Origin of the sequence: Methylocystis rosea (assembly GCF_003855495.1) — a bacterium.
Classification (GTDB): domain Bacteria; phylum Pseudomonadota; class Alphaproteobacteria; order Rhizobiales; family Beijerinckiaceae; genus Methylocystis; species Methylocystis rosea_A.
Genome location: NZ_CP034086.1, coordinates 1,418,861 through 1,445,323, shown reverse-complemented (window position 1 = coordinate 1,445,323; position 26,463 = coordinate 1,418,861). Strand labels below are relative to the sequence as shown.

24 protein-coding genes are annotated in these 26,463 nt (G+C 63.0%); 17 read left to right on the top strand and 7 right to left on the bottom strand.

The genetic code is table 11. From position 1 onward, the window contains the following. Window positions 1-56 precede the first annotated feature (56 nt). The gene (locus tag EHO51_RS06995; protein WP_124740072.1) at window positions 57-1,088 is read left to right on the top strand and encodes an amino acid ABC transporter substrate-binding protein; all 1,032 of its coding nucleotides are present in this window, start codon (window positions 57-59) and stop codon (window positions 1,086-1,088) included. Here EHO51_RS06995 and EHO51_RS06990 read toward each other — a convergent pair. Then, a complete protein-coding gene (locus EHO51_RS06990) occupies window positions 1,081-1,671 on the bottom strand; it encodes a DUF2478 domain-containing protein (RefSeq protein WP_124738295.1) in 591 nt (196 codons plus the stop codon). The two genes, EHO51_RS06995 and EHO51_RS06990, sit on opposite strands and share 8 nt — an antisense overlap. A gap of 119 nt (window positions 1,672-1,790) precedes the next feature. Between EHO51_RS06990 and EHO51_RS06985 the strand changes: the two genes are divergently transcribed. Beyond that, complete coding sequence (locus EHO51_RS06985; protein WP_124738294.1) at window positions 1,791-2,498, top strand: VWA domain-containing protein; 708 nt, start codon at window positions 1,791-1,793, stop codon at window positions 2,496-2,498. A gap of 10 nt (window positions 2,499-2,508) precedes the next feature. Further along, the gene (locus EHO51_RS06980; RefSeq protein ID WP_124738293.1) at window positions 2,509-3,234 is read left to right on the top strand and encodes a J domain-containing protein; all 726 of its coding nucleotides are present in this window, start codon (window positions 2,509-2,511) and stop codon (window positions 3,232-3,234) included. 44 nt (window positions 3,235-3,278) lie between these two features. Here EHO51_RS06980 and EHO51_RS06975 read toward each other — a convergent pair whose 3' ends face one another. Next, window positions 3,279-4,949, bottom strand: a complete 1,671-nt coding sequence (locus tag EHO51_RS06975) for a serine hydrolase (protein WP_124738292.1) — start codon at window positions 4,947-4,949, stop codon at window positions 3,279-3,281. A 236-nt stretch (window positions 4,950-5,185) separates the two neighbouring features. Here EHO51_RS06975 and EHO51_RS06970 point away from each other — a divergent pair, with 236 nt between their 5' ends. From EHO51_RS06970 to lipA, 5 genes are all read left to right on the top strand, one after another. Further along, window positions 5,186-5,524, top strand: coding sequence for a phasin family protein (locus tag EHO51_RS06970; RefSeq protein ID WP_124738291.1), 339 nt, complete (start codon window positions 5,186-5,188; stop codon window positions 5,522-5,524). A 161-nt stretch (window positions 5,525-5,685) separates the two neighbouring features. Next, window positions 5,686-6,018 (top strand): hypothetical protein, encoded by a 333-nt coding sequence (locus EHO51_RS06965; RefSeq protein WP_124738290.1) that lies wholly within the window; start codon window positions 5,686-5,688, stop codon window positions 6,016-6,018. A 148-nt stretch (window positions 6,019-6,166) separates the two neighbouring features. Beyond that, window positions 6,167-9,628, top strand: a complete 3,462-nt coding sequence (dnaE, locus tag EHO51_RS06960) for a DNA polymerase III subunit alpha (protein ID WP_124738289.1) — start codon at window positions 6,167-6,169, stop codon at window positions 9,626-9,628. 208 nt (window positions 9,629-9,836) lie between these two features. Next, entirely contained in the window at window positions 9,837-10,169 is a 333-nt protein-coding gene (locus EHO51_RS06955) for a hypothetical protein (protein ID WP_124738288.1), read from the top strand. Between the two features lie 36 nt (window positions 10,170-10,205). Next, window positions 10,206-11,186, top strand: a complete 981-nt coding sequence (gene lipA, locus EHO51_RS06950; RefSeq protein WP_124738287.1) for a lipoyl synthase — start codon at window positions 10,206-10,208, stop codon at window positions 11,184-11,186. Between the two features lie 282 nt (window positions 11,187-11,468). Here the strand turns inward: lipA and EHO51_RS06945 are convergent, their stop codons facing one another. Continuing rightward, on the bottom strand, window positions 11,469-11,963 hold the full coding sequence (locus EHO51_RS06945) for a hypothetical protein (RefSeq protein WP_124738286.1): 495 nt from the start codon (window positions 11,961-11,963) through the stop codon (window positions 11,469-11,471). 129 nt (window positions 11,964-12,092) lie between these two features. On the opposite strand from EHO51_RS06945, the gene EHO51_RS06940 reads away from it, so the two are divergent. Further along, window positions 12,093-12,563, top strand: coding sequence for a type II toxin-antitoxin system RatA family toxin (locus EHO51_RS06940; RefSeq protein WP_124738285.1), 471 nt, complete (start codon window positions 12,093-12,095; stop codon window positions 12,561-12,563). On the opposite strand, the gene EHO51_RS06935 is transcribed toward EHO51_RS06940, so the two are convergent. After that, a complete protein-coding gene (locus EHO51_RS06935) occupies window positions 12,548-13,057 on the bottom strand; it encodes a CinA family protein (protein WP_124738284.1) in 510 nt (169 codons plus the stop codon). The genes EHO51_RS06940 and EHO51_RS06935 overlap by 16 nt on opposite strands. A gap of 30 nt (window positions 13,058-13,087) precedes the next feature. Further along, window positions 13,088-13,513 (bottom strand): alternative ribosome rescue aminoacyl-tRNA hydrolase ArfB, encoded by a 426-nt coding sequence (arfB, locus tag EHO51_RS06930; protein ID WP_018408267.1) that lies wholly within the window; start codon window positions 13,511-13,513, stop codon window positions 13,088-13,090. Window positions 13,514-13,669: 156 nt separating this feature from the next. On the opposite strand from arfB, the gene EHO51_RS06925 reads away from it, so the two are divergent. Continuing rightward, complete coding sequence (locus EHO51_RS06925; protein ID WP_124738283.1) at window positions 13,670-14,932, top strand: pentapeptide repeat-containing protein; 1,263 nt, start codon at window positions 13,670-13,672, stop codon at window positions 14,930-14,932. A gap of 68 nt (window positions 14,933-15,000) precedes the next feature. Here the strand turns inward: EHO51_RS06925 and EHO51_RS06920 are convergent, their stop codons facing one another. Further along, a complete protein-coding gene (locus EHO51_RS06920) occupies window positions 15,001-16,215 on the bottom strand; it encodes a bifunctional 2-C-methyl-D-erythritol 4-phosphate cytidylyltransferase/2-C-methyl-D-erythritol 2,4-cyclodiphosphate synthase (protein ID WP_124738282.1) in 1,215 nt (404 codons plus the stop codon). 100 nt (window positions 16,216-16,315) lie between these two features. On the opposite strand from EHO51_RS06920, the gene dusB reads away from it, so the two are divergent. The 7 genes from dusB to hflX all read left to right on the top strand — a co-directional run bounded on the left by dusB (window position 16,316) and on the right by hflX (window position 25,593). Continuing rightward, entirely contained in the window at window positions 16,316-17,350 is a 1,035-nt protein-coding gene (gene dusB / locus EHO51_RS06915; protein ID WP_124738281.1) for a tRNA dihydrouridine synthase DusB, read from the top strand. Beyond that, window positions 17,347-18,519, top strand: a complete 1,173-nt coding sequence (locus tag EHO51_RS06910; protein ID WP_018408271.1) for a two-component system sensor histidine kinase NtrB — start codon at window positions 17,347-17,349, stop codon at window positions 18,517-18,519. Before dusB ends, EHO51_RS06910 begins: the two co-directional genes overlap by 4 nt. Before the next feature lie 28 nt (window positions 18,520-18,547). Beyond that, the gene (gene ntrC / locus EHO51_RS06905) at window positions 18,548-20,020 is read left to right on the top strand and encodes a nitrogen regulation protein NR(I) (RefSeq protein WP_026222956.1); all 1,473 of its coding nucleotides are present in this window, start codon (window positions 18,548-18,550) and stop codon (window positions 20,018-20,020) included. Window positions 20,021-20,075: 55 nt separating this feature from the next. Then, window positions 20,076-22,364, top strand: a complete 2,289-nt coding sequence (locus EHO51_RS06900) for a sensor histidine kinase NtrY-like (protein ID WP_124738280.1) — start codon at window positions 20,076-20,078, stop codon at window positions 22,362-22,364. Then, window positions 22,364-23,731 (top strand): sigma-54-dependent transcriptional regulator, encoded by a 1,368-nt coding sequence (locus EHO51_RS06895; protein ID WP_124738279.1) that lies wholly within the window; start codon window positions 22,364-22,366, stop codon window positions 23,729-23,731. Before EHO51_RS06900 ends, EHO51_RS06895 begins: the two co-directional genes overlap by 1 nt. A gap of 229 nt (window positions 23,732-23,960) precedes the next feature. Continuing rightward, the gene (gene hfq, locus EHO51_RS06890) at window positions 23,961-24,224 is read left to right on the top strand and encodes an RNA chaperone Hfq (RefSeq protein ID WP_124740071.1); all 264 of its coding nucleotides are present in this window, start codon (window positions 23,961-23,963) and stop codon (window positions 24,222-24,224) included. Window positions 24,225-24,228: 4 nt separating this feature from the next. Beyond that, on the top strand, window positions 24,229-25,593 hold the full coding sequence (gene hflX, locus EHO51_RS06885) for a GTPase HflX (protein ID WP_124738278.1): 1,365 nt from the start codon (window positions 24,229-24,231) through the stop codon (window positions 25,591-25,593). Between the two features lie 20 nt (window positions 25,594-25,613). On the opposite strand, the gene mazG is transcribed toward hflX, so the two are convergent. Continuing rightward, on the bottom strand, window positions 25,614-26,435 hold the full coding sequence (gene mazG, locus EHO51_RS06880) for a nucleoside triphosphate pyrophosphohydrolase (RefSeq protein ID WP_124738277.1): 822 nt from the start codon (window positions 26,433-26,435) through the stop codon (window positions 25,614-25,616). Between the last annotated feature and the right edge of the window lie 28 nt (window positions 26,436-26,463).

The following is a 26,463-nucleotide window of genomic DNA, read 5'->3' as shown; positions in this document are numbered from 1 at the left end:
TTTTGCGTGAACGCCGCGCGACCGTAGTATATCCTCCGCCGGATGCCGAGCCCGCCATGATCCGCCGCACAGCTTTCGCCTTCTTTGCGGCCTTCGCCGGCGCGCTTTTCGCCCTCAGCGCCGGGGCGCAAACGGACGTCGGTCCGACGCTTGCGCAAATCATGAAGCGCGGCTTTTTGACCTGCGGCGTCACCGACGCGCCCGGCTTTGCTCAACGCGACGGCGCGGGCGAATGGCGTGGCTTCGACGTCGATTTCTGCCGGGCCGTCGCGAGCGCCGTCCTCGACGACCCGGCCAAGGCGCGATTCGTTGAGCTTTCGCAGAAAGAGCGCGCCGGCGCGCTGCAGGCCGGCGCCGTCGATCTGCTCGTCAGCGCGTCGCCGTGGACCCAGTCCCGCGACGCCGGCCAAAAGCTGATCTACGCCGCGATTTTCCTGCACGATGGACAAGGGTTTTTGGTCCGGCGGCAGCGCAAATCAGCTTCGGTTCAGGACTTGGACGGCGCATCGATCTGCATAGAGCAGGGCACCCCCTACGAACTCGCGGTCGCCGACTTTTTCCGGGCCAGCAAGGCGAAATATGAGCCAAAGCTGTTCCCGAGCCTTGAAGACGCGGCCAAGGCCTATGACGAGGAGAAATGCGAGGCGCTCACCGCGGACGTTTCCATGCTGCATGGCGTCCGCATCGGCTTGACCGCGCCTGCGGATCACGCGGTTCTGCCGGACCTTCTTTCGAAGTCGCCGCGCGGCCCGCTTGTGCGCCAAGGCGACGATCAGTGGCTGAACATCGTTCGCTGGACGCTTTTCGCGATGATCGACGCAGAGGAGCTGGAGGTGTCGAAGGCGAACGCCGACTCCGCTTTGTCTTCGGAAAATCCGCAAATACGGCGGCTGCTCGGCGTTGACGGCGCCCATGGCGACGATCTCGGCCTCTCGCAGGATTGGGCCTACCGCATCGTTAAACATGTCGGCAATTACGCCGACGTTTTTGAGCGCAATCTCGGGCAGGGCGCGCCCTACGCCATGGAGCGCAGGCTGAATGCTTTGTGGAACAAGGGCGGCCTGATGTATGCGCCGCCGGTCAGATAGACGTTCGATCCGGCGACGGCGCGCGTAGCTTCGCCCACCAATCCGCCAACGCTTGGCGCTCGGGCGCGATGTCTTCCGCCAGCGGCCCGGCGAAGGCGCGCCATTCGTCGCGATAATGCGGAGAAACCGCCGCGATTACCGGAATGCGCGCGGTCATCGCCGCTCGGAAGGCGTCGCAGAGACCGCCGCGCGAGGCCTCCTGTTTGGAGAATTTGCTGACCACGATCAGTTGCGCGCCGTCGCGCGCCGCGCGCTCAATCGCCGCGCAGGCGAGCGCCAGTTCGCTCGTATCGAGATTGCAGGCGACCGAACCGGGGCCGAGGTCCTGCGAGATCGGATAAAATGCGCCGGTGGCGACGTCGCGCAACATGATCGCCGACCGGCCCGAGGGCTCGGCGACGCGCGTCTGCGTCACACCGCCGACTCGCACCCCATCTTGCATCAGCTCTTCGGCGAAGGCTTGCATGAGAGACTGGACCCGAACGCTATCTTCCGCGGGCAGGGCCGCGATGCGCGTCCATCCGATCGCGGCCGACAGCGGCGACTCGCTCAAGGCATGAGATTCTTCGCTGGGGATCGACATCGAATCCTCGCCGGGCGCGCTGAAAGAGCCTATGTTTCAGGTTGCGCGCCAAGCCTCTTGTTTATCAGAGAGCGCGGCCGATTTGATAGAGAGCGTCCGATAAAACGACGTGAACCGCAGTGGGCGAACATTCACCTAAACCGCCGGCAGCTCAAGGCTCTGCGCAATCGGGGCCGATAGACGCCTTCCTGGACAAGGCCAAGAACGTCGCGGCGAGCGCGTCGCGCGGACGCCTGATCTTCGCGCTGGACGCCACAATGAGCAGACAGCCGACCTGGGACATGGCCCAGTCGATTCAGGGCGAAATGTTCCGCACGACCGCCGCGCAGGGCGGACTGGACGTTCAACTCGTCTACTTCCGCGGCTTCGGGGAATGCCGCGCTTCGCGCTTCGTCTCAGGAGGCGAGGGGCTCGGCGCGCTCATGTCGCGCATCGCCTGTCGCGGCGGCCGCACGCAGATCGGCAAGGTTTTGCGTCACGCGCTCGATGAATCGCGTGCGGGACGCGTGGGCGCGCTTATCTACGTTGGCGACGCCATGGAGGAGCGGCTCGACGCCCTCGCGGCGACGGCAGGCGAACTCGGGTTGCTCGGCGTCAAGGCCTTCATGTTCCAGGAGGGCCAGGACTCAGCCGCACAGCAGGCCTATCGTGAGATAGCGCGCCTGACGGGCGGCGCCTATGCGGCGTTTGACGCCACTGCTCCGCAGCGTTTGGCGGAGCTTCTGGCCGCCGCGGCTGCGTATGCGGTGGGGGGCAGACGCGAATTGGAGCGGCGCGCCGACGAAGGCGAGGGCGCGGCGCGCCTGCTTCTGTCTCAGATCGGTTGAGGACAAAAGGATGCCCATTCTGATCGGAATCATCGCCCTGCTCCTGACGATTATGGCGTTGAACGCCTATACGAAGACGTCGCCGGCGCTATTGGCGGTGATTTTCAAACGCGGGGGCGGCTTCCTTGCTCTCGCCGTGGGCGCCTTGCTTCTGATGCGGGGACGCCTCGACCTCGGCATGGCGCTCTTGGGCATTGGCGTTTGGCTCATGGGCCTCGGCGGGGGCGCGCTGAGCGGCTTTCGCAAAACGGGGGCAGGCGCCGGCGGCGTATCGCGGGTTCGATCAGCGATGATCGAAATGGAGCTCGACCACTCCACGGGCGCTATAAGGGGCGTGGTTCTGGCCGGGCAGCACGAAGGCGCGCATCTCGATTCATTGGCGCGGCCTGCGCTCCTGGAACTCTATGGCGTTTGCCGCCGTGACGATCCTGACGGGGCAAGGCTCTTAGAGGCTTATCTGGACCGCCGATTTTCCGGCTGGCGTTCGGCAAGCGATACGCACGCAAACGCGGGGGGTTTTCGTCCGGGCGAGGGCGGCGTGCGTCGTTCGGGCGCGATTTCGGAAGACGAGGCTTACGAAATCCTCGGCCTCAAGCGCGGCGCGGCGGCGACGGATATTGCGCGCGCCCATCGTGATCTGATGAAGAAGCTTCATCCAGATCTTGGCGGAACGACGGATCTTGCGGCCAGGGTAAACGAGGCCAAGGACGTCCTGATGCGGCGTCACCAGCACTGACGCACGTCGCGAACTGTAGTCGTGGTCCCAAGTCGCGGACATGATCAGTTCTTTGTGGTGAAGCAGGAGAAGCCGGAGCGCTTGAGCGCCTTGCACGCCGACTGAGCCGTGTCTTCCTCGAGTCCGGCGAAACGCGCGCGATAGAGCGTTTCGCTTCCCCTCTGAACCTTCTCGGTGAAGGCCTTGGCGGTAGCCGGAAAGCCTTGCAGCTGGCTCCGAGCGCGCACGAGCAACTGGTTGGCTTTGTCCTGATCGTCGGTCGCGCCGATCTGAATCATCCAACCCGGGCGCCCCGGACGCGCGGCGTCCGCCTTGGCCTGTGATTTTGGGCTGCTGCCGCGAATGGCGGAAGGCGTCGTCGACACGGGCGTAACGTCGATTTTACGCGCGCCGCTCGTCGTCGAGCCGTCGCGTGCGGCGACCGGCGTTGCGCCGGCGCGGCTTTTCGCGCCCGGAGACGCGCCCTTGCGCTCCGCATCCCTGTCGTCGCTCGCTCGCTTCTGACCGCCGGAAACGAAGGCAGGACGAACCGCTGGCCGCTCAGCGCTCTCCTGCGGCGGAATGGCCGCCGCCGGAACCGGAGCGTTCAGCTGGCGGCCGAACGGTTCGGGCTCTACAGCCGAGTTTTCCTGAGGCTCTGCATAAGCCAAGCGCTCGGCGGCGATCTGGTGGGCGCGCTCCGCGGCGCGCTCGGCGCGCTGCGTGCGCTCAGAAGCGAGTCGCTCTTGCGCCTCGATGGCGCGCGGATCTTCGCTCACCGCCGCCGCAGTTCTTACGGAAGAGCCGCCGTCAATGTTCTCCTCGATCAGCCCCGCCATGATGCGATCCCGCCCGTAGGCGGTCTTGCCGCCCATCACCACCGCGACGATGTGATGCCCGCGACGACGCACGGAGGTCAGAAGATTGAAGCCGGACGCGCGCGTATAGCCGGTCTTGATGCCGTCCATGCCCTCGACCTGGCCGAGGAGATGATTGTGATTTCGATGCAGCGCGCCGTTGTAGGCGAAGCTCGGCGTCGAGAAATAGCGATAGTAGCGCGGGAAGCGCTCCTGGATGGCGCGTCCGAGCAGCGCCAGATCATAGGCCGTCGTGACCTGATTTGGATCGGGAAGTCCCGACGCGTTCTCATAATTGGTGTTGCGCATCCCGAGCGCATGGGCTTTGCGCGTCATCATCTGCGCGAAACTATGCTCGTCGCCCGCGACGTTCTCGGCGATCGCGCAGGCGATGTCATTGGCCGATTTGGTGACGACCGCCTTGATCGCGTTGTCGACGCTGATCGTCTGTCCGGGACGCAGGCCTAGCTTGGACGGCGCCTGCGCCGCCGCGTGCTGCGAAATCATCAGAGGCGAGTCGAGGCGCAGCCGCCCTTGTTCGAGCTGCTCGAACAGAAGATAGAGCGTCATCACCTTTGTGACCGAGGCGGGATGGCGCAACTCGTGCTCGGAGCGGGAATAGAGCGCACGGCCGCTATTGGCGTCGACGACAATGGCCGAAAAGCCGCGATGCTCGCCGATGACAGCGTCGTTATTGGCGTTGGCGCGCGCCCGAACGGCCGAATTGCGGTCGTCAGAAGCGCTGCGGTGATGAAAATGATGTCTGCCGCGCGCCTCCGCGTGGATCGCCGACATTGTGACGAGAACCGTGATCGTGGCAAAGCTTGCCGCGAGGGAGCGGGGCCGCGGCAGGCGGTCCGACAAACTCGATCTCAGCATAAACGCGCCCCTTGACTTCACTGTTGTTCGCGCAACCGCCCAGCCGCGCCAAAAGTGACGATTTGGCAGATTAAGGGCTTGCAGTTACCCGCGGGTTAAGCGCTAGCCTCGCGCAACGTTTATTGCGCCGCAACATTTTTATTGACTTTATTTTGTGCATTGCATATAAATAAGTCGTGAGCGGGCGCATAGCGCCGCATAGGGCGCCTTTGCGCCAAAATCATGAGGACGAACCCATGGCAGCTAATTTCGACAGCGTTCAGAAGCTCGGCAAAGAGCAGTTTGAAGCCGTATCCGCCGCTGCGGCCGCGGTGACCAAGGGCTGGCAGAGCATCGCCGCCGAGACCACCGATTATTCCAAGAAATCCTTCGAAAAGAGCCGCGTCCTGGCCGAAAAGCTGATCGCGGTCAAGAAGATCGACGAAGCGTTTCAGCTTCAGTCCGATTTCGCCAAGAGCGCCTACGAGGATTTCATGGCCGAAGCGACCAAGCTCGGAGAGCTCTACACCTCGCTCGCCAAGGAAGCGTTCAAGCCGATCGAGTCTGCGGCGAAAGTCTATAGCCCTGCAGAGTAATAGGCGCTAAACACGTTCGTCCAAAACGCGGCTAGGACTCATGAGCCCCGGGGAGGCGTATCGCCTCCGCCGGGCTTTAGACCGAGCGCCGTTCGTGCTGCTACGCCGAGACCTGTGGTCAGGCAAAGTTCGAACGGCCGTCTTTAGCCAAGGAGCACCGAATGAGTCATGGAAACCCGGCCCTCGCCGCCGTCGCCCTGTTTGGCGCGTTTCTTCTGAGCGCCGCAATGCCCGCGACTGCGCAGGATGTGCGCATCGGCTGTTCCCTCGTCCAGCAATATGGCGGCGCGGAAGTGAACGCCGTGCTTGAGCAGGTCCGGTCAACCGTTGGCGAAGGGGAGGCGAACGCCCTTCACGAAAAATACGTCGGCCTCAAGAACGACTGCAGCTCGAATCTGAGCGCGTCTCGTGTGGTTCGCCTCTCTCCCGCGACGCACCGGCTCCTCACCGAATATGGCGTGAACGTTCACCGCTTCGCGGTTTTGCAGCGATAGACTGCTTTCCGCCCCAGACCTGAAACTGTCGGGGCGGGCGCAGCTTTTCACGCTATCTGGGGACGGCGGCGCGCGGAGAGTTCCGGGACGGGGCGCCAAACTGTAGACTTCGACCCGATCCGCCCCGCGTTCCCCAAGGCCTGCGACCATGCCTGCCGCCGAAGCCGGCTTTGTGCATCTTCACCTCCACACCGCCTATTCGCTGCGCGAGGGCGCGCTTTCGCTTGACAAGCTGATTGATCTCGCGGTGCGCGACCTCCAGCCCGCGCTGGCTGTCACTGACACCAATAATCTCTTCGCGGCCCTGGAATTTTCGGAGAAGGCGGCCAAGGCTGGCCTCCAACCGATCGCAGGCGCACAGCTCCGGGTCGATTTCGCCGACGGCAAGGGTGGCGCAGTCTCGGCGCGAGACGACCGTTTCGCCAATATCGTGCTGCTGGCCAAGACCGAGGCGGGCTATCGCAATTTGATGCGACTCGCCTCGCGCGCCTTTCTCGAAGTCGAGCAGGGCGACGAGCCGCATCTGACGCTGGACGCGCTCGCCGCCGACGCCGAGGAGTTGATCGCGCTGACCGGCGGACCCGACGGCGCCTTGGACCGCGCCCTGGCGCAGGGCAGGCCGGAGCAGGCGGGCGCGCGCCTGGCGACGCTCGAGCGTCTCTACGGCGACAGGCTGTATATCGAGCTCCAGCGCCACAATTTGCGCTCTGAACGCGACGTCGAGCCGCAGCTGCTGGACCTTGCCTATCGCCGCGGCTTGCCGCTCGTCGCCACCAATGAGCCCTATTTCGCTCAGCCCAGTGATTTCGAAGCGCATGATGCGCTGCTCTGCATCGCCGAAGGCGCCGTGACGAGCCTGGATCAGCGGCGTCGCCTCTCGCCGGAGCACTACTTCAAGACGCGCGCGCAAATGCGCACGCTGTTCGCCGATCTTCCAGAGGCGACCGCCAACACGCTGGAGATCGCCCGTCGAGTCAGCTTCCGGCCGCAGACGCGCAAGCCGATCATGCCGCGATTCGTGCAGGAGGCGCGCGATGCTCAGTCTCTCGACGAGATCGAGGCGCAGGAGCTGCGCCGTGAAGCGATCGAAGGGCTGGAGCAGCGCCTCGCCGCGCATGGGCCGGCGCCGGGCCGAACGCGGGAAGAATACGCAGCGCGACTCGATTTCGAACTTTCCGTCATCGAGAAGATGCGCTTCCCGGGCTACTTCCTCATCGTCTCCGACTTCATCAAATTCGCCAAATCCCAGGGAATTCCCGTCGGGCCGGGGCGCGGCTCCGGGGCGGGCTCGCTCGTCGCCTATGCGCTGACCATCACCGACCTGGATCCGGTTCGCTTCGGACTTTTCTTCGAACGCTTCCTCAACCCTGAGCGCAACTCGATGCCGGATTTCGACATCGACTTCTGCCAGACGCGGCGCGGCGAGGTGATCGACTATGTCAGACGCCGCTATGGCGCCGACCGAGTCGCGCAGATCATCACCTTCGGCTCCTTCCTGGCGCGCGGCGTTTTGCGCAGCGTCGGTCGCGTTCTCGAAATGCCGCTCGGACAGGTCGACAAGCTCGCCAAGCTGGTGCCGCAGAATCCCGCCAAGCCCGTCACGCTCGCCGAAGCGCTGGCGAGCGAGCAGAAGTTGCGCGAAGCCGTGGAGGAGGACGAGCGCGTCAGGCGGCTCTTTAAGATCGCCGGCTCGCTCGAAGGGCTTTTTTCCAACGCATCCACCCACGCCGCCGGCGTCGTCATCGGCGACCGGCCGCTGCACGAGGTGACTCCGCTTTACCGCGATCCAAAGTCCGACATGCCGGCGACCCAGTTCAATATGAAGTGGGTCGAGCCGGCGGGATTGATCAAATTCGACTTTCTCGGTCTGAAGACGCTCACCGTGCTGGCGACGGCAAGCCGCCTGGCGCGTCGCCGAGATCCCCATTTCGATCTCGCCAAGGTTCCGCTCGATGATCCGGCGACCTATGCGCTACTCGGCCGCGGCGAGACCGTCGGGATATTCCAGCTGGAAAGCGCCGGCATGCGCAAGGCGCTGGTCGAAATGCACGCCGATCGGTTTGAGGACATCATTGCGCTGGTGGCGCTGTATCGCCCCGGACCGATGGCGAATATCCCAACCTATTGCGCGGTGAAGCTCGGCGACGAAGAGGCCGACTATATTCACCCGGCGATCGAGCCCATTCTGAAGGAGACCTTCGGCGTCATCATCTATCAGGAGCAGGTGATGCAGATCGCTCAGCTCCTCTCCGGCTATTCGCTCGGCGAGGCCGACAATCTGCGTCGCGCCATGGGCAAGAAGATCAAGTCCGAGATGGACGCGCAGCGCGACCGTTTTGTCAGCGGCGCGATGGAGCGGGGGCTCAGCAAGCAGAAGGCCAACGAAATCTTCGATTTGCTGGCGAAATTCGCCGATTACGGCTTCAACAAGAGCCATGCGGCGGCCTATGCGCTGATCGCCTATCAGACCGCCTGGTTCAAGACGCATTATTCGGCGGAGTTCCTCGCCGCCTCGATGACCTTCGACAAGAGCCAGACCGACAAGCTTGCCGAGTTCCGCGACGAGGCGCGGCGCATGGGCATCGCGGTCGAACCGCCGTCGATCAATGAGTCGGGCGTCGACTTCGACGTCGCGCCGGGCGCCGAAGGCCGGCTCGCGATCCGCTACGCATTTTCGGCGCTCAAGGGCGTCGGCGAAGCGCAGGCCGAATCTCTCGTGCGTTCGCGGGCTGAGCGCCGATTTGCGAGTCTCGCCGACGTCGCGAGACGGCTGAACCCGCGCGAAGTGAACAAGAAGACGCTGGAGAGCCTCGCGGCCTGCGGCGCCTTCGACGAAATAGAACCTAATCGCGCCAGGGCTTTCGCGGCGATCGAGGCGATGCTCGCCGCCGCGAACAGGCACGCCGAGGACAGCAAGGCCGGACAAAATGCGCTCTTTGGCGAAGCCGAGGCTGCGGACCTCGCGGTTCCAAAGACGCCGCCATGGCCCGCAGCCGAGACGCTGCGACGCGAATATGAAGCCGCCGGCTTTTTCCTCTCGGGCCATCCGCTCGACGCTTACGCCGGCCTCTTGCCGAAAATCCGTGTGTCGCGCTGGAGCGAATTCGCCGCCTCGGTCAAGCGCGGCGCGACCGCGGGCCGGCTCGCCGCCGTGGTTCTGGACCGGACCGAGAGGCGCACCAAGTCCGGGTCCAAGATGGGCATCCTGCAGCTCTCGGACGTCAGCGGACAATATGAGGCGATCCTCTTCCAGGAGGGGCTGACGCAATATCGCGACCTTCTGGAGAAGGGCGCGGCGGTGCTCGTGACCCTCTCCGCGGCGGTCGAGGGCGAGGACGTCCGGGCGCGCATCGTCACTGTAGAACCTTTGGCGGCGGCGGCCGCGCGCGCGCAGAAGGGACTGCGCGTCGTGGTCAGCGACGAGGGGCCGCTCGACGGGATCAAGACGCGGCTTACCGGCCGCGGCGACGGCGAGGTGTCGATTCTTTTGAAGCGCGATTCGGGACGGGAGGAGATCGAAATCCGACTGCCCGGAAGCTATCCGATCACGCCAGACGTCGCTGGCGCGCTGCGCGCCATACCGGGCGTTCTGGAAGTCGAATATCTGTAGAGCACTATTAAACTTAAAGCATAAGTTTAACATTCAAAACTCTTATTTAAATGCTTTTAAGCCTGTTATCGTGAAGCAGCTTGGTGACCGCGACATAGGGGCGCACCGCGCGGTTCCGTAGGTACGCTTGGGAACAAAGGCTCGTCAAAATCGTTAAAGGGCCGTTAGCTCTAGCTACAACCTTTCCTCACCCTGCCGGGAGGCCCTCATGGACGCGTTGCTCTCCGCCGCAGCCGCGATCGTTGGCGCGCCCAACGCGCAATTCCTCGCCCTTCTGCTCATCGGCGGGCTTGTTGGCTGGAGCACGACAAAGCTCTCACATGTTCTGCACGCCGATGTGCGAGCAGGGGCTTTACTGCTCTCGGCGGTCACGGGGGCATGGGTGGCGGCCGAACTCGCGGTTCGGGCAGGAGTGGGCCAGCGCTGCGCAGACGCGGTCTTGATCGCCGGCGTGATCGGCGCGGCGCTGTTCTGCATCGGATGCCAGGCGGTGCTGCCTCACGCCGATAGATCTCCCGAGGACATTGCCGTCCGCCATTGATATGCCTAGCTTGGTGAGAGAGGAGACTCTCCGCCCTTGACCGTGCTTGATCTCTTGAACGACGACCCCCGCAAGAAACGGGGGGAGCCGCCTCTGCGTCATCCTGAAAAGGCGGGCCGTCCTGACGCGCCCATTCTGCGCAAGCCGCCGTGGATCCGCGTCAAAGCGCCGGGTTCGAAGGCCTGGGCGGAAACCAGCGACCTGTTAAAGGACGCCGGGCTCACGACCGTGTGCCAGGAAGCTTCCTGTCCCAACATCGGCGAATGCTGGGAGAAAAAGCACGCCACCTTCATGATCATGGGCGAGATCTGCACGCGCGCCTGCGCGTTCTGCAATGTCGCCACCGGGCTGCCGACGCGGCTCGATCCGACCGAGCCGGGCAGGGTCGGTGAAGCCACGCGCGCGCTCGGCCTGTCACATGTCGTCGTGACGTCTGTCGATCGCGACGATCTCGATGACGGCGGCGCCGGTCATTTCGCCGAGACCATCGCTGCCATCCGGTCGGCCTGTCCGGAAACCACGATCGAGGTGCTCACGCCGGACTTCCTCAGGAAGCCTGGCGCGCTGGAGCGGGTGGTGGCGGCAGGCCCGGACGTCTTCAATCACAATCTCGAGACCGTGCCGTCGCTCTATGTCACCGTGCGGCCGGGCGCGCGCTATTTCCACTCGCTGCGATTGCTTCAGCGCGCCAAGGAGCTGAACCCCTCGCTTTTCACCAAATCCGGAATCATGGTGGGGCTCGGCGAGAGCCGTCTCGAAGTGATGCAGGTGATGGACGACATGCGCTCGGCGGACATCGACTTCATCACCATCGGCCAATATCTGCAGCCGACGCGCAAGCACCACGCGATCGAGCGCTTCGTGACGCCGGAGGAATTCGAGTCCTATAAGACGCTCGCCTATGCGAAGGGCTTTCTCTACGTCGCCGCCTCGCCGCTCACCCGCTCGTCGCATCATGCGGGGGAGGATTTCGCCAAGCTGCGTGCGGCGCGCCAACAGCGGAGCGCGGAACGGTAAACGTGCCGGGTGGACGCGGACATGCAGAATTAACATGTGGGCGCGGCTTAGCCCCCACCCCAACCTTCCCCCGCTTCGCGGGAGAGGGAATTAGACTCGGCGCTTCATCGAGCTTTCCGCAATGCGGCTCATTGGCGTCCCCTCTCCCATTCGAAGTCGGCTGTTGCCGACTTCGGCGTCGATGCGCAAACCGGGAACACCCGGTTTGCGAAGCGGGGGAGGGACAGGGAGGGGGCTCGTCCTCCCCGATTTTGCAAATTTCCCCCGAAAAGCGGAGGTAGATTAGGCGCTAAGCGCGGTGGAGATTTCCGCCAGCGTCGCGCGTTCGGCGTCGGTGACCTTCACCCCGCCAAAGCCCAGAAAGCCCCCTTCGACGCCCGCTTCCGCCACCAGATTGGCGATATGGTTGAGCCAATCCTTGAACGCCTTCGACTCATTGGGCGCCTTCGAATCGAGGATTGAGGCGGTGCGGCGCAACTCGACGAGCGCCCGATCTTTGAACTCCTCCACTTTGGCACCGTCCACCACGCCCTTCACCCCATCGCGGGCCGCAGTGCGTCCGTCGGGCGTGAGCAGGTCCTCGACAACCGCCTTGATCAGCGCGTCGGCGTTTGGATCGGATTTCGCGGCGGCCAAAGCCTTGGCGCTCGCGAAACCCTCCTGCAGCGTTCCGATAAAGCCGCTCGGGTCGCCAGCGCTGACGGCGAAGCCGGCCAGCAGCGGCGATTCAAGCAGTTTTTTCCATTCATCAGCTGTGAAATCTGATTTGTTGGCCATTGTTCCCTCCGTAGAATATCTCAGAGCCAGCGAGAGCTCGTCGATAGAACTGCGATGCGACGCAAATGTTCCAGCCGCGTGACGGCGCCGACTTTTGCCGCTCTCGTCAATGATCTAGAAGCTTGGCTCATGAAGAGTTTCCGCAACCGTCGCTACGTGCCGCACAGCGCAGGAGAAATGTTCGCGCTGGTGCGCGACGTTGAATCCTATCCGCAATTCGTGCCCCTCTGCGAGGCCGTTCGCATTCGCCGACGGTCGGAGATCTCGCCTGGGGTCGAGGTGTCGCTGATCGAGATGCAGGTTGGCTTCAAAGCGATCTGCGAGCGCTATGTGAGCCGCGTCTGCTGCGACTCCAACAAACTGGACATCCGAGTCGAGTGCGCCGAGGGGCCGTTTCGAAAGCTCGACAATCGCTGGACGTTCCGCGACGAGCCGGCGGCGACCGGCGGCGCGCCCCGGTCGATGGTCGAGTTCTTCATCGCCTATGAATTCAAGAGCCCGGCGCTTGGTTTTGTCATGGGCGCGATGTTTGATCGCGCGTTTCACAAATATGCGGACGCCTTCGCCGCACGCGCCGACGCGGTTTACGGCCGCCGCTGAGCCGCGTCGAGCGCGTCTATCATCATATCCAGCGCTTGCATGACGGAGGCGGCGCGGATCTCGGCGCGCGACAGCGGTCCATAGCGCCGCTCGACATGGTCGACGCCGCCGCCGCGCCGGGCGCAGGCGAAATGAACGAGCCCCACAGGCTTTTCGAGCGAACCGCCGCCGGGTCCGGCGACGCCCGTCACCGCGACGGCGACATCGGCCTGCGAGTGATCAATGGCGCCCAGCGCCATGGCGCGCGCGACCTCGGCGCTGACGGCGCCATGCGCGTTGAGCAATGCGTCCGCGACGCCCAGCATGTCGCACTTCGCCTCGTTCGAATAGGTGACAAACCCGCGGTCGAACACGTCGGACGAGCCTGGGATTTCGGTGAGCGCCGCCGCGACGAGCCCACCGGTGCAGGATTCGGCGCTCGCAAGACGCAGGGCTTTAACGCGGGCTTTGTCGACAAGTTCTTTAGCTTTAATGTAAGTCGTAAGTTCACTCATTACGTATCTCATAAATGCGCATTACGTATGTCATAACTCGTGGGTCGGCTTGCCGCGCAGCGCCTTCACGTCGCCGCGCTGCTTCTTGCCGTCGAGACGCCTCAGCTTCGAGCCGAGCGTCGGCCTGGTCTTCTTTCGGGGCGGGGGCGGCGGAGCCGCCGCGATGCGGATAAGGTCAATGAGACGATCGAGCGCATCCGCCCGGTTGCGTTCCTGCGTGCGATGGCGGCGCGCTTCGATGAGGATGACGCCGTCCTTCGTCAGACGCCGGCCGGCGAGTCGCGCGAGCCGCGCCTTCACGTCATCCACGAGGCTGGGCGAATTGCGGATATCGAAGCGCAGCCGCACGGCGGTTTCGACCTTCTGCACATTCTGGCCGCCGGGCCCCGACGCACGCGCGAACTCCTCCACGATTTCCCATTCGTGGAGCGCGATTCTATCGGTCACGCGGATCATGGTGGGCCTCGGCTTTGCGAACCGGCCTTATAGCAGGTCATGCGCCAATTCAGATGAGTGGCGGCGAGCTGGCAAGTAGGGTTAAAAAAGGGGGAACTCGATTTCGTACCTCGTTTGTTGAGGCGAACTCAAAAAGAATCAATTTGGGGCGACTATATGAAGCTCAATTTGAAGAGTTGGTCGCCGTCTCCCACAGACAGCGCAATCATTATATTTTTGTCCCTCTTGAGTGTCCTTGTTGGATGGCTCGGCTGGCGGCTCATTCCTTGGCTCCAGATTGCTTTGGAAGATGGAAATGTCGACGATATCAACAAGCTTCTTCTCGCCGTGGCTGGCGTTATCGGCGTGTATTTCCTTGTCTGGCGAACATGGATCGCCGACCGCCAACGCCATGTCGCGCAAGAGGAGCTTTATACGAGCCTGCTGACCAAAGCGGTCGAGCAATTGGGCGCGACGCGGGAGGAGAAGAGCTATCGTCAACCGCCTGTAGGATTGGAAGATGATACGATTTTAACAGCCGCAGACGTCACGTTTCCCCTTCCAAGAGCGGGGTCTGTTACCAAGACCGCGCCCAATCTCGAGGTTCGTCTGGGCGCCATTTATGCGCTAGAAAAGCTCGCCCGCGACTATCTGCCGCTGCATTGGCAGATCATGGAAATTCTATGCGCCTATGTGCGCACCAATGCAGGACCGCCGAAAGCTCGTCCTGAACAAATAGATACGATCATTACAAGGGATGGAAACAGTTGGACACTTTCTGAGAGAGAAGCCTGGCGCAAACACTGGTCCGGACTAAAGCCATTCGTGGACATTCAGGCTGCTTTAACTGTTATTGGGCGTCGCTCCGAAAAACAAAAAAAATATGAAGAGAAACTGACGCAATCCCAAAATCATCAAGCGCGTGTGTTGGACCTTTCGAATTGTCATCTCGCGAGGATCGATTTGCGTGGAATGTACTTCCGAAGGGCAAACATTGATGGCTCTTGCCTTGAAGCGGCATATTTAGAGGGAGCGGACCTGAGAGAGGCTTCCTTTCGCGAAGCGCAGTTGAACAGCGCACACTTCTTTGAAGCTTTGTTGGACGGCGCTGTACTCACCGAGGCTCAACTCTCCGGTGCTTCGCTGCAACACGCTTCTCTAGAGCGTGCTTATGCCGTTTCGGCAAAGATAGAGAGCACCAATCTTGTGGGGACAAATCTCAAAGGGGCGCGACTCGATGGAGCATCTTTCGTTGGCTCGAACTTAGAGTCGGCGAACATGGAAGAAACTTTCATTGAACGCACAGATTTCACTGGAGTGAAAAGCTTGAACCAAGAGCAACTTAACGGAGCATTTGGCGACGCATATACAATCTTGCCCGATAAACTCACTAGACCCGCACGCTGGCTTGAAAGTTACGAGGGAGACATCCCTGATTGAGAATTAGCTTTTCTCCTAACTCCGCTTTGCTCGTTCACTTGTCCTGTAGGTCCTTAGCGCGTCATTCACTATCCCGGCAAGCGCACCGTCGCGATCGCCAGCGCCGCCATGCCTTCCTGCCGGCCGGTAAATCCGAGCCTCTCGGTGGTCGTCGCCTTGATCGCGACGCGGCCGATCTCGACGCCCATCGTCGCCGCGAGGCTTTCGCGAATACGCTCGCGGTGCGGGCCGATCTTTGGCGCTTCGCAGATGATCGTGGCGTCGACATTAGCGATGGCGCCGCCGCGCGCCCGGACAAGTTCGCAGGCGCGCGCCAGAAAGATCGACGACGCCGCGCCCTTCCACTGCGGATCAGACGGCGGGAAATGCGCGCCGATATCGCCCTCGGCGATGGCGCCGAGAATGGCGTCGGTGATGGCATGGGACAGCACGTCGGCGTCCGAATGGCCGGCGAGACCATGCGTATGCGGGACCGCGACGCCGCCGAGCCAGACGGAATCGCCTGGCCCGAAGGCGTGGACGTCATACCCCTGACCCATGCGGATGTCGGGCAGATCGGCGAATGCGGGTTGCTTCAACTGCTCCATGGCGCGGGCGAAGTCCTGTTGCGTCGTGAGTTTGAAATTGGCGGCATCGCCTTCGAAAATATGCACCTTCACGCCGGCGGCTTCGGCGATCATGGCGTCGTCGGTATAGTCGCGCCCTCCAGCGGCCGCAGCGCGATGGGCCTTCATGATGAGATCGAAGCGAAACGACTGCGGCGTCTGCACGGCGCGGAGCCTCGCGCGGTCGGGCGTCGCGACGACGACGCCGGCGCCGTCGATCTCCTTTATCGTATCGGCGAGCGGCACGCCGGGGGCGGCGGCCCCATGAATCTCAGCGGCTTCGATCGCGCGCGCGACGAGCGCGGCGTCCGCGAAAGGACGCGCCGCGTCATGGATCAGCACGATATCCGGCGCGCCCTCGCTCGCGAGCGCCTCGAGGCCGTTCCTGACGCTTTCCTGCCGGCTTGCCCCGCCGAAGGCCGGCGGCAGCAGCCGCGCCCGATCGGCAGGGGAGAGCTCGGCGACGCTCGCGGCGTATTGGTCAAGGTCGTCTTTATGGATGACGACCTTGAGCGCAGCCTGGGGCATGGCCATATGCAGCCCATGCAGCGTTCGGGCGAGCAGCGTCATGCCGGCGATTGGTCGGTATTGTTTGGGCAGGCCGTCGCCCGCCCGCGCGCCGCGGCCTCCGGCGACGACAAGGATGGCGATGGAAGGAATGTGGTGAGCGGCGCCCATGGCCGCTCTCTGTCGGTTTTCGCCAACGCCGTCAAATGCCGACGGGCTGGAGAAATGCTATGTTGCAACTGCGAAGAGAACTGCTTATGATGTGGGCAAGATGGCTACTGCCAAAAAACTAGGCGTTGGCTTCCCTTCGCCTTTGAGCATTGGCGGGATCACGCTCACCGGTCGCGCGCTGCTCGCGCCGATGGCCGGCGTGACCGACCCGACCATGCGCCGCATCGCGTCGCGTCTGGGGGCGTCGGCGACGGTGAGCGAGATGGTGACCGCCGCTGGCGTCGCCCGCGGCGATCGCGAAACGGCGATGCGGCTGGAATGCGCCGGCGAGCGGCCCCGGGTCATTCAGATCGCCGCGCGCGAGCCGGCGGAAATGGCTGCCGCCGCGCGAAGCGCCGAATCTTCTGGAGCTGACTGGATCGACATCAACATGGGTTGTCCTTGCAAGCGTGTCACCGGAGGCCTCGCGGGCGCCGCGCTGATGCGCGATCTCGATCAAGCGGCGCGGCTGATCTCTGCAGCACGCGAGGCAATATGCGTGCCGCTCTCCGTCAAGATGCGGCTTGGATGGGATGAAGCGACCCGAAACGTCGCGGAGCTTGCGCGCCGCGCGGAAGCCGAAGGCGCCGCGATGATCACCGTGCATGGGCGCACGCGCCAGCAGTTTTACGCAGGCAAGGCCGATTGGCGCGCCATCGCGGCGGCGAAAGCGGCCGTGCAAATTCCGGTGGTCGCCAATGGCGACTGCGCCGGCGAAGACGACGCTTTGGAGATGCTCGCGCATTCGCGCGCCGACGGGGTCATGATCGGACGGGCGGCCCTGGGGCAACCCTGGATCGTCGGCGATATCGCGCATTTTCTGCAGACCGGCGAGAGGCGCGCGCCGCCCACGCTGGCGCAGCGCGCCGAAATCGCGCGCGAACACCTCGAAGGTCTGCTGGCGTCGATGGGCGCGTCCGCCGGGTTGAGGCATGCGCGCAAACATCTCGCCGCATATGTCGATCGTTTGGCGGGACATGCCGCAGCCGATGCGCGCCACGCGCTGGTCACGACACAGTCGCCTGATGAGGCGGCGCGGCTGATTGAGCTGATTTTTCTGAAGGCGCAGCCTGCAGAGCAGGGGATCGCGGCATGAGCGTTTTCGACCGCCCTCGACGCAATAGCGCGCATTGCGGCGGCTACGAGCCGCTCAAGATCATCAATGACGCCGGCCGATCATGCATGCTTGAGGCTCTGCCCAACGCGATTCTGACCGTCGCCCGCGACGGCGTCATTGAGGACGCCAACGCCGCCGCGGAGGCTTTCTTTGAACTCGGCAAGCCTCTGCTCATCGGTCAGTCGCTCGATCGGCTGCTGCCGTTCGGATCGCCGCTCACCGCGCTCATCGAGCAGGTTCGCGAACGCGGCGCGACGATCAACGAATACAAGGTCGATCTCGGCCGTCCCGGCCAGGAGGCCGACCGACGCGTCGACGTTCATTGCGCGCCGCTGCCAGAAGGCGACGGGCTCGTGCTTGTCATGCTGCAAGAGCGGACAATTGCCGATAAAATAGACAGGCAGTTGACGCATCGTGGCGCCGTTCGCTCGGTTTCTGGGCTGGCCTCAATGCTGGCGCATGAAATCAAGAATCCGCTGTCCGGCATTCGCGGCGCCGCACAACTGCTAGAATCCGCGCTGGGCGATCAGGACCGCGCGCTGACGCGGCTGATTTGCGATGAGACCGATCGGATTGTGCGTCTTGTCGACCGGATGGAGGTGTTTTCCGACGCGCGTCCATTGCAGCGAGAGCAGGTGAACATCCATTCGGTGCTGGATCACGTGAAGCGCGTCGCACAGAGCGGATTCGCCCGCAACGTTCGCTTCGTCGAGAACTACGACCCATCGCTGCCGCCGGTTTACGCCAACCGCGATCAATTGGTGCAGGCCTTCCTCAATCTCGTGAAGAACGCGGCGGAAGCCGTGGGCGAAGCCGTCGATGGGGAGATTGAACTCTCGACCGCTTTCCGGCCCGGCGTCAGCCTGCGCGCGCTTGGCGAGAAAAGTCCCATTGGACTGCCGCTCGAATTCTGTGTGCGCGACAATGGCCCCGGCGTTCCGGAAGACATCGCCGCGCATCTCTTTGATCCCTTTGTCACCACCAAATCGACAGGAACTGGCCTCGGACTTGCACTGGTTGCGAAGATCGTCAACGACCACGGCGGCATCGTGGAGTGCGAGTCCCTCCCCAGACGGACAACGTTTCGGGTTTTGATGCCGATGTACAGGGCAAAGCGGCCCGATCAACGCGAGGAACGGCGTGCATGACATCTCGCAAAGGCGGGAGACCGAAGCAATGACGCGAGGAGAAATTCTGGTCGCTGACGACGATGCTTCCATACGCACGGTCGTCGCGCAGGCGCTTTCGCGCGCAGGCTATGAAGTGCGCACCACCGGCGCGGCCGCGACCTTGTGGCGGTGGGTGCAGTCGGGCGAGGGCGATCTCGTCGTCACCGATGTCGTCATGCCCGACGAGAACGCTTTCGAGCTTCTGCCGCGCATCAAAAAGCTTCGTCCTGAGCTTCCGATCATCGTCATGAGCGCGCAAAACACGTTCATGACCGCCATTCGGGCGTCAGAGCGCGGCGCATACGACTATCTGCCCAAACCTTTCGACCTCAAGGAGCTCGTGGGCATCGTCGGCCGCGCCATGGCCGAGCCCCGCAAGCAGCCCGAAGATGATCGCCACGATGAGATCGAGGGAATGCCGCTCGTCGGCCGCTCCCCAGCGATGCAGGAAATCTATCGCTCGCTCGCGCGATTGATGCAGACCGACCTCACGGTCATGATCAATGGCGAGTCGGGAACCGGCAAGGAGCTGGTCGCCCGCGCCCTGCACGATTACGGAAAGCGCAAGAAGGGTCCCTTCGTCGCCGTCAACATGGCGGCGATTCCGCGCGATCTGATCGAAAGCGAACTCTTCGGCCATGAGAAGGGCGCCTTCACCGGCGCCAACCAGCGATCGGCCGGGCGCTTCGAGCAGGCCGAGGGCGGCACGCTGTTTCTCGACGAGATCGGCGACATGCCGATGGAGGCGCAGACCAGGCTGCTTCGCGTGCTGCAGCAGGGCGAATACACGACCGTGGGCGGACGCACGCCGATCAAGACCAATGTCCGAATCATCGCCGCCACCAACAAGGATCTGCGGATCCTGATCCAGCAGGGCCTGTTTCGCGAGGATCTCTACTTCCGCCTCAACGTCGTGCCGCTTCGGCTGCCCCCGCTGCGCGAGCGCGCCGAGGACATCCCCGACCTCGTGCATCACTTCTTCAAGGTGGCGGCGAGCGAAGGACTGCCGCAGAAATACATCGATCAGGCCGCGCTCGACCGGATGAAGAGATATCGCTGGCCGGGCAACATCCGCGAACTCGAAAACCTCATCCGCAGGCTTGCCGCGCTGCACCCGCAGGAAGTCATTTCCGATCAGCTCGTCGAGACCGAACTTGAACATGAGATTCGGCAGGCTGACCCGGGCGACAAAGGCTCAGCCGCAGCCGCGCCGTCGCAAGAATTGTCTGATGGACAAACGCTTTCGAGCTCCGTCGAGCTTCATCTCGCCAAGCTCTTCCGCGACTATGGGGATCAGTTGCCGCCGCCCGGTCTCTATCACCGGATCATTCGCGAGATCGAAATCCCGCTTGTCTCGGCGGCGCTTGCGGCGACGCGCGGCAATCAGATCAAGGCGGCGGAATTGCTCGGATTGAACCGCAACACGCTGCGCAAAAAAGTAAACGATCTCGACATCCGCCTGATGCGTTCACCGCGATAGCGACTCTTCGGGCCGTTCAATTGCCACCGGCGCGGGCGGAGCCTATACAGGCGCCATGGCCCTGACCGGAGACTCGGCTTCTCCGCCAAAGGCGAAAGGCAGAACGCCGTTTCGCAGCTGGTTCGGTCCGATCATCGTGATCGGCGCCGTCGGCTGCGCGTTGGCTACATTCCTGGTCGTGGCCGAATTCGGCGCGATATCGCCGACAGACGACCGCCTATTGCCGTTGCTCCTCATCAACGGCGTCTTTGTCGCCGTTCTGCTCGCGATGGTGATCGTCAAGGCCTGGCGCCTTTACCGCGTCTGGCGGCGCGGCGAAGCGGCGGCGCGCCTTCACGTGCGCACGGTCGGCTTTTTCTCGGTTATTGCTCTGATTCCAGCGATTCTGCTCGCCGTAGCGGGATCGCTGACGCTGGAGCGCGTGCTCAATCCCGCCTTCATGTCGAGCGTCAAGGTCTTCGTCCACAATACAGCGGAAGCCGCGGCCGTGTTCCGCGAGAGTCAGTGCCGGGCGCTACTGCAGGAGGCGCAGCTCACGGCTTCGGACCTCGATCGCGCGGCCATTCTCTACAACTCGGACCGTCCGTATTTTCATCAAATATTTCAGTCACGAGCGTATTTCCTGGGCTTCTCCGTCGCGGCGCTGGTGAAATCCAACGGCGAAATTCTCGACCGCGTCGACGTGGCGCAGAACGCCGCCTCCATCATCATCGCCCCGCCGCAATCCGAGTTCGACGACGCGCGGCGCGGGGAGCCTCTGTGCCTTGTCATCGATGACGGCAAGAGCTTCGTCGCTTTGCGTGCGCTCAGCGCCTTTCAGGACACGTTCCTTTACGTCACTCGGCCAATTGACCCGATCGCCGTGGAATTTCCCAAACAGGCTCAGAACCTGATCAGCAGTTATGACGTCTTCGACGCCTATCGCGCCGCCGTCCAGCGGGCCTTCGTGCTGATGTACGCCTTCCTGACGACGATCATGCTGCTGTCGTCCATCTGGTTCGGACTGGATTTCGCCGATCGGCTGGTGACGCCGATCCGCGACCTGATCGCCGCAACCGACGAGGTGTCGGCCGGCAATCTCGACGTTCGCGTCAACGTCGACAAACAGCATGGCGAATTGGCGCGCCTCGGCGACGTCTTCAATAATATGACCACCGAGCTCAATCTTCAGCAAAACCGGCTGATCGAAGCCAATCGGATCAATGACGAACGTCGCGAATTCACCGAGGCCGTGCTCTCCGGCGTGCCGGTCGCGGTTATGGGCGTGGACTCGGCAAGCGTCGTCACCATTCTCAACCGCTCAGCCGAGGAACTGTCGCTCGCAGATGCGACCGGGCAGGCGACCGTCGGCGCCTCGGTCGCGTCGGTCTTGCCGGAGATCGTCCCGATCCTGAAGGACGCGGCGGAAGTCTTTCCGCGCGCCGTTCAAAGCCAGATTATTATCAAGCGCGGCGTCGCAGAGCGCACCTTGAATGTGCGAGTGACCTCGGCGCGCGCCGATGCGGGGCATCATAACTATGTGGTGACGCTCGACGACATCACCGACCTCGTGATGGCGCAGCGCACTTCCGCCTGGGCGGACGTCGCACGGCGCATTGCCCACGAGATTAAAAATCCGTTGACGCCGATTCAGCTTTCGGCCGAGCGGCTGCGCCGCAAATACGGCAAGGTCATCCAGGAAGATCGCGACATTTTCGACCAATGCACAGACACGATTGTGCGCCAAGTTGACGACATCAAGCGTATGGTCGACGAGTTTTCCTCCTTTGCGCGTATGCCGAAGGCGCGCCCGGCGCGCGACGATCTCAACGAATGCATTCGGCAGGTCGCGTTCCTCATGCGGGTCGGCAACGCCGATCTCGACATCGTCGAAGAGTTGCCGGAAACGCCCGTCATCGCGCAGTTCGATCGTCGCTTGCTGTCGCAGGCGCTCACCAATATCGTGAAGAACGCCGTCGAAGGCATCGCCGCACGCGAAGAAAAAGACGCTCTGGAAAAGGGGAGAGTCGAAATCAGATTGAATGTGCGCGATCGCATGGCTGAAATCGACGTGATCGATAATGGTAAGGGCTTCCCGGCGATGAACCGGCAGCGCTTGCTCGAGCCTTACATGACGACGCGATCGGACGGCACCGGACTGGGCCTGCCGATCGTCGCCAAAATCGTCGAGGATCACGGAGGCCGGTTGGAGCTGCTGGACGCGCCGTCGGGTCGGGGGGCCTGCGTCAGGCTTATCGTGCCCCTTGCCGCGGAGACGTCCTCGAAGGAGGAGCCAGGCGCGGCTGGCGCACAGGCTGAAAAAGCGCCGGCGCATGCAAGTGAGCCGGGACAGGGCGGGGTATAATGGCCAGCGATATTTTGATCGTCGACGATGAAGAGGACATCAGAGAGCTTGTCGCCGGAATTCTGAGCGACGAAGGGCACGGGGTCCGCACCGCCAAAGACTCCGACGAAGCGCTTGCGGCGATCGCGAGCCGGCGTCCGCATCTCGTTTTTCTCGACATCTGGCTGCAAGGGTCTCGGCTGGACGGCCTCCAGGTGCTCGAACTCGTGCAGAAGCAGCACAAGGGCTTGCCCGTGGTCATGATCTCGGGCCACGGCAATATCGAAACCGCGGTCAGCGCGATCAAGATCGGCGCATACGACTTTATCGAAAAGCCCTTCAAGGCGGATCGGCTGGTGCTCGTCGCCGAGCGGGCGCTTGAAGCCTATCAGCTGCGGCGCGAACTTTCCGCGCTGCGCCAGCGGGCAGGAGCCTTCGACCGCATCGTCGGCGATTCGCCGGCGGCCCATCAGCTGCAGCAGCTAATTGGCCGCGTCGCCCCTGTGAATTCGCGCGTGCTGATCACCGGCGCCCCCGGCACAGGCAAGGAACTCGCCGCCCGCTGCATCCACGAGGCGTCGAGTCGCGCCGGCGGACCGTTCGTCGTCATCAATTCGGCCACGATCACGCCGGAGAACATGGAAATCGAGCTGTTCGGTCGCGAAGGCGCCGACGGCGAGCGCAAGATCGGCGCGCTTGAGGAGGCGCACGGCGGGACGCTGTTCCTCGACGAAATCGCCGACATGCCAAAGGATAGCCAGGCGAAAATCCTGCGCGTGCTGGTCGATCAGACGTTTCAGCGGGTCGGCGGATCGAACAAGGTCGAGGTCGACGTGCGCATTATCTCGTCCTCGGCGCGAGATCTCGCGTCGGCGATCGAAGAGGGAACGCTGCGCGAGGATCTATTTCATCGCCTCGCGGTGGTGCCGATCCGGATTCCCTCGCTGGCGGAGCGGCGCGAGGACATCCCGGCGCTCATCGACTATTTCATGGAGAACATGTCGCTCGCTTCCGGCATGCCGCGCCGACGGATCTCGGAAGACGCCCTCGCTATCCTGCAGTTGCACGACTGGCCCGGCAACATCCGCCAGTTGAGGAATAATGTAGAGCGCTTAATGATCCTCACGTCTGGCGATTCCGGCGCGACGATCACGGCCGAAATGCTTCCGGCCGATGTCGGCGAACTCGTGCCGGCGACTCCCGCCGGCGTTCGCGGCGAGAAACTGATGAGCCTGCCACTCAGAGAGGCGCGGGAAGTTTTCGAGCGCGAATACCTCGTCGCTCAGCTCAATCGCTTCTCCGGGAATATCTCCCGAACGGCGGAGTTCATCGGCATGGAGCGCTCGGCCTTACACCGAAAACTTAAGTCGCTCTCTGTCGAGTCATAGAAACATTAACTTAGATGAGCTAGTTAAAGCGTTGCATTATGCTTGCGGCGAGAGCTGGCGCGGAGTTGAAGCCGAACGCCTCCCATAAACTGGCGGCGGAAAGCGCGCGACTTGCGCCTTGCGCTTCGCCATTTGAAAGGTTCTAATGACCACGGCGGCGAAAAAAGAAGAACGATCCCCTGGGGGCGGCGTCATTCCGCTCGGCTCAAAAAACAGAACAGGACAGCCGATGTCGTCAGAGCGTTCGCAGAATCTGCAAGATACATTTTTGAATTTCGTCAGGAAGAATAAAGTCCCGCTCACCATCTTCCTCGTCAATGGCGTCAAGCTCCAGGGAATCGTCACCTGGTTCGATAATTTTTGCCTGTTGCTGCGACGAGACGGGCATTCTCAGCTCGTCTACAAGCACGCCATCTCGACGATCATGCCCGGACACCCCATACAAATGTTTGAGCCGGGCGACGACGAGAGCCAGGCCGACAAACAGCGGTAGGCGATTGAAGGCTGACAGCGGAGAAGTTAACGGGACGGCGCCGAACGGCGCCGGCGCCCGCGCATTGGTCATTGGGCCCTATGTGACTCAAGGCGGCGCGGCGCGTGCGCGCGACACGGCGGCGCGTCTCATCGAGGCGGTGGGGCTTGCCGAGGCGATCGACCTCGATGTCGTCGGTCAGCTTCCCATATCGTTGAACGAAGTTCGACCCGCGACTTACCTAGGGAAGGGCAAGGTCGAAGAGATCGGCGAACTCGTCAAGGCGAAGGACGCCGCGCTGGTCAGCATGGACTGCCAACTCTCGCCCGTGCAGCAGCGCAATCTTGAAAGGGCGTGGGACGCCAAGGTCATCGACAGGACCGGGCTCATTCTCGAAATCTTCGGCGAGCGCGCCCGAACCAAGGAAGGCGCGCTACAGGTGGAGTTCGCGCATCTCTCCTATCAGAAGTCGCGGCTCGTCCGCTCCTGGACCCACCTTGAACGCCAGCGCGGCGGTTTCGGTTTTCTTGGCGGCCCCGGCGAGACGCAGATCGAGACGGACCGGCGCCTGATCGAGGAGCGGATGCGGCGCATCGAGCACGATCTTGACAAGGTGAAGCGCACGCGCGCGCTGCATCGCAAGACGCGGCGTGACGTTCCCTATCCGGTGGTCGCGCTGGTCGGTTACACGAATGCCGGAAAGTCCACGCTTTTCAATCGTCTGACCAAGGCCGAGGTGCTGGCGCAGGACATGCTGTTCGCCACCCTCGATCCCACCCTTCGCCAGATCAAACTGCCGCATGGCGCGCGCATTCTGCTCTCCGACACGGTGGGATTCATCTCCGACCTGCCCACCATGCTCGTCTCCGCCTTCCGGGCGACGCTCGAAGAAGTGACGCTGGCCGACGTGGTTCTCCATATTCGCGACGTCTCGCACGAAGATTGGGAAGCGCAGGCGAAGGACGTCGAGTCGATCCTGAGCGAACTCGGTCTGAAAGGCGAGGCCGAGGGGCGGATTTTGGAAGTTTGGAACAAGATCGACGCGCTCGATCCCGATCGGCTTTCGGCGCTGCAGCTCGCCGTGAGCGGGATCGAGCCTCAGCGGCGGCCGACGCTCGTGTCAGCCTTGACCGGGCAGGGGCTCGATGAGTTGCTGGCAAGGATCGAATCCACGCTGGCGGCGGGACGGGTTCGATTTGAAATGAACCTCGACGTCGCCGACGGCGAGGGCCTCGCCTGGCTTCATGCCCATACCGAAGTGCTCGAACGCGAAGCGTTGCCGGAGGGCGGCGTCCATCTCGTCGTGCGTATCGATCCTGAACGTTCGGAGGGCCTCGCGAGGCGGTTCCCTCAGGCCGAAATGATCCGCGAAGCCGGCGCGGGGCGCTAACGGACGGGGGCGCGTACTTGTCAGCGCGGCTTGCGTTCCGCGCCTTTCGCCTCGACCCATAGCGCTTCCATCTCATCGAGAGACGCCGCTTCAGGCGAATGGCCCATCTCTGCGAGGCGCCGCTCGATATGGTGGAACCGCCGCTCGAACTTGGTGTTGGCGCCACGAAGCGCCTGCTCGGGATCGACCTTGGCGTGACGCGCAAGATTGGCGACGACAAACAGCAGATCGCCGATCTCCTCTTCAAGCGCCGGCGAAGCCTGCGCGCCGGGAAGCGCGAGTTCCGCGGCGACTTCCTCGGTTTCCTCGCGAATCTTGCCAAGAACCTGCTGCGCGTCGTCCCAGTCGAAGCCGACCGCGGACGCCTTCTGTTGCAGCTTGAGGGCGCGCGTCAGCGCGGGCAGGGCGAGGGGCACGCCGTCAAGCAGACTGGCCGGCGGCGCGCCCTGCTTCGCCATCTTCTCGCGCGCTTTGATTGCGCTCCATTGTGTGGTCACGCCGTCGGCGTCGAGAGCCTGGGCGTCGCCGAACACGTGCGGATGCCGGCGAATGAGCTTGTCGCAGATGGCGTCGACGACGTCCTCGAAGGCGAAGGCGGCCTGCTCCTGCGCCATTCGGGCATGGAACACGACCTGCAGGAGGAGATCGCCTAACTCGTCTTTGAGATCGGTAAGATCGTTGCGCTCGATGGCGTCAGCGACCTCATAGGCTTCCTCGATCGTGTAGGGCGCGATCGAGCGGAAATTCTGAACGAGATCCCAGGGACAACCGCTTCCGGGCGTGCGCAGCGCCGCCATGATTTCGATCAGTCTGGCGACGTCGCCGGGCGGTCGACCGGACATGAGGGTTCCCAAAAGAAAAGCGCCGCGG

What these genes read in the sequence shown, in the direction of transcription:
- EHO51_RS06995 (WP_124740072.1), top strand. Translation starts at nt 57, where the DNA reads ATGATCCGCCGCACAGCTTTCGCCTTCTTTGCGGCCTTCGCCGGCGCG.
- EHO51_RS06990 (WP_124738295.1), bottom strand. Translation starts at nt 1,671, where the DNA reads ATGTCGATCCCCAGCGAAGAATCTCATGCCTTGAGCGAGTCGCCGCTG.
- EHO51_RS06980 (WP_124738293.1), top strand. Translation starts at nt 2,509, where the DNA reads ATGCCCATTCTGATCGGAATCATCGCCCTGCTCCTGACGATTATGGCG.
- EHO51_RS06975 (WP_124738292.1), bottom strand. Translation starts at nt 4,949, where the DNA reads ATGCTGAGATCGAGTTTGTCGGACCGCCTGCCGCGGCCCCGCTCCCTC.
- EHO51_RS06970 (WP_124738291.1), top strand. Translation starts at nt 5,186, where the DNA reads ATGGCAGCTAATTTCGACAGCGTTCAGAAGCTCGGCAAAGAGCAGTTT.
- EHO51_RS06965 (WP_124738290.1), top strand. Translation starts at nt 5,686, where the DNA reads ATGAGTCATGGAAACCCGGCCCTCGCCGCCGTCGCCCTGTTTGGCGCG.
- dnaE (WP_124738289.1), top strand. Translation starts at nt 6,167, where the DNA reads ATGCCTGCCGCCGAAGCCGGCTTTGTGCATCTTCACCTCCACACCGCC.
- EHO51_RS06955 (WP_124738288.1), top strand. Translation starts at nt 9,837, where the DNA reads ATGGACGCGTTGCTCTCCGCCGCAGCCGCGATCGTTGGCGCGCCCAAC.
- EHO51_RS06945 (WP_124738286.1), bottom strand. Translation starts at nt 11,963, where the DNA reads ATGGCCAACAAATCAGATTTCACAGCTGATGAATGGAAAAAACTGCTT.
- EHO51_RS06940 (WP_124738285.1), top strand. Translation starts at nt 12,093, where the DNA reads ATGAAGAGTTTCCGCAACCGTCGCTACGTGCCGCACAGCGCAGGAGAA.
- EHO51_RS06935 (WP_124738284.1), bottom strand. Translation starts at nt 13,057, where the DNA reads ATGAGTGAACTTACGACTTACATTAAAGCTAAAGAACTTGTCGACAAA.
- arfB (WP_018408267.1), bottom strand. Translation starts at nt 13,513, where the DNA reads ATGATCCGCGTGACCGATAGAATCGCGCTCCACGAATGGGAAATCGTG.
- EHO51_RS06925 (WP_124738283.1), top strand. Translation starts at nt 13,670, where the DNA reads ATGAAGCTCAATTTGAAGAGTTGGTCGCCGTCTCCCACAGACAGCGCA.
- EHO51_RS06920 (WP_124738282.1), bottom strand. Translation starts at nt 16,215, where the DNA reads ATGGGCGCCGCTCACCACATTCCTTCCATCGCCATCCTTGTCGTCGCC.
- dusB (WP_124738281.1), top strand. Translation starts at nt 16,316, where the DNA reads ATGGCTACTGCCAAAAAACTAGGCGTTGGCTTCCCTTCGCCTTTGAGC.
- EHO51_RS06910 (WP_018408271.1), top strand. Translation starts at nt 17,347, where the DNA reads ATGAGCGTTTTCGACCGCCCTCGACGCAATAGCGCGCATTGCGGCGGC.
- ntrC (WP_026222956.1), top strand. Translation starts at nt 18,548, where the DNA reads ATGACGCGAGGAGAAATTCTGGTCGCTGACGACGATGCTTCCATACGC.
- EHO51_RS06900 (WP_124738280.1), top strand. Translation starts at nt 20,076, where the DNA reads ATGGCCCTGACCGGAGACTCGGCTTCTCCGCCAAAGGCGAAAGGCAGA.
- EHO51_RS06895 (WP_124738279.1), top strand. Translation starts at nt 22,364, where the DNA reads ATGGCCAGCGATATTTTGATCGTCGACGATGAAGAGGACATCAGAGAG.
- hfq (WP_124740071.1), top strand. Translation starts at nt 23,961, where the DNA reads ATGTCGTCAGAGCGTTCGCAGAATCTGCAAGATACATTTTTGAATTTC.
- mazG (WP_124738277.1), bottom strand. Translation starts at nt 26,435, where the DNA reads ATGTCCGGTCGACCGCCCGGCGACGTCGCCAGACTGATCGAAATCATG.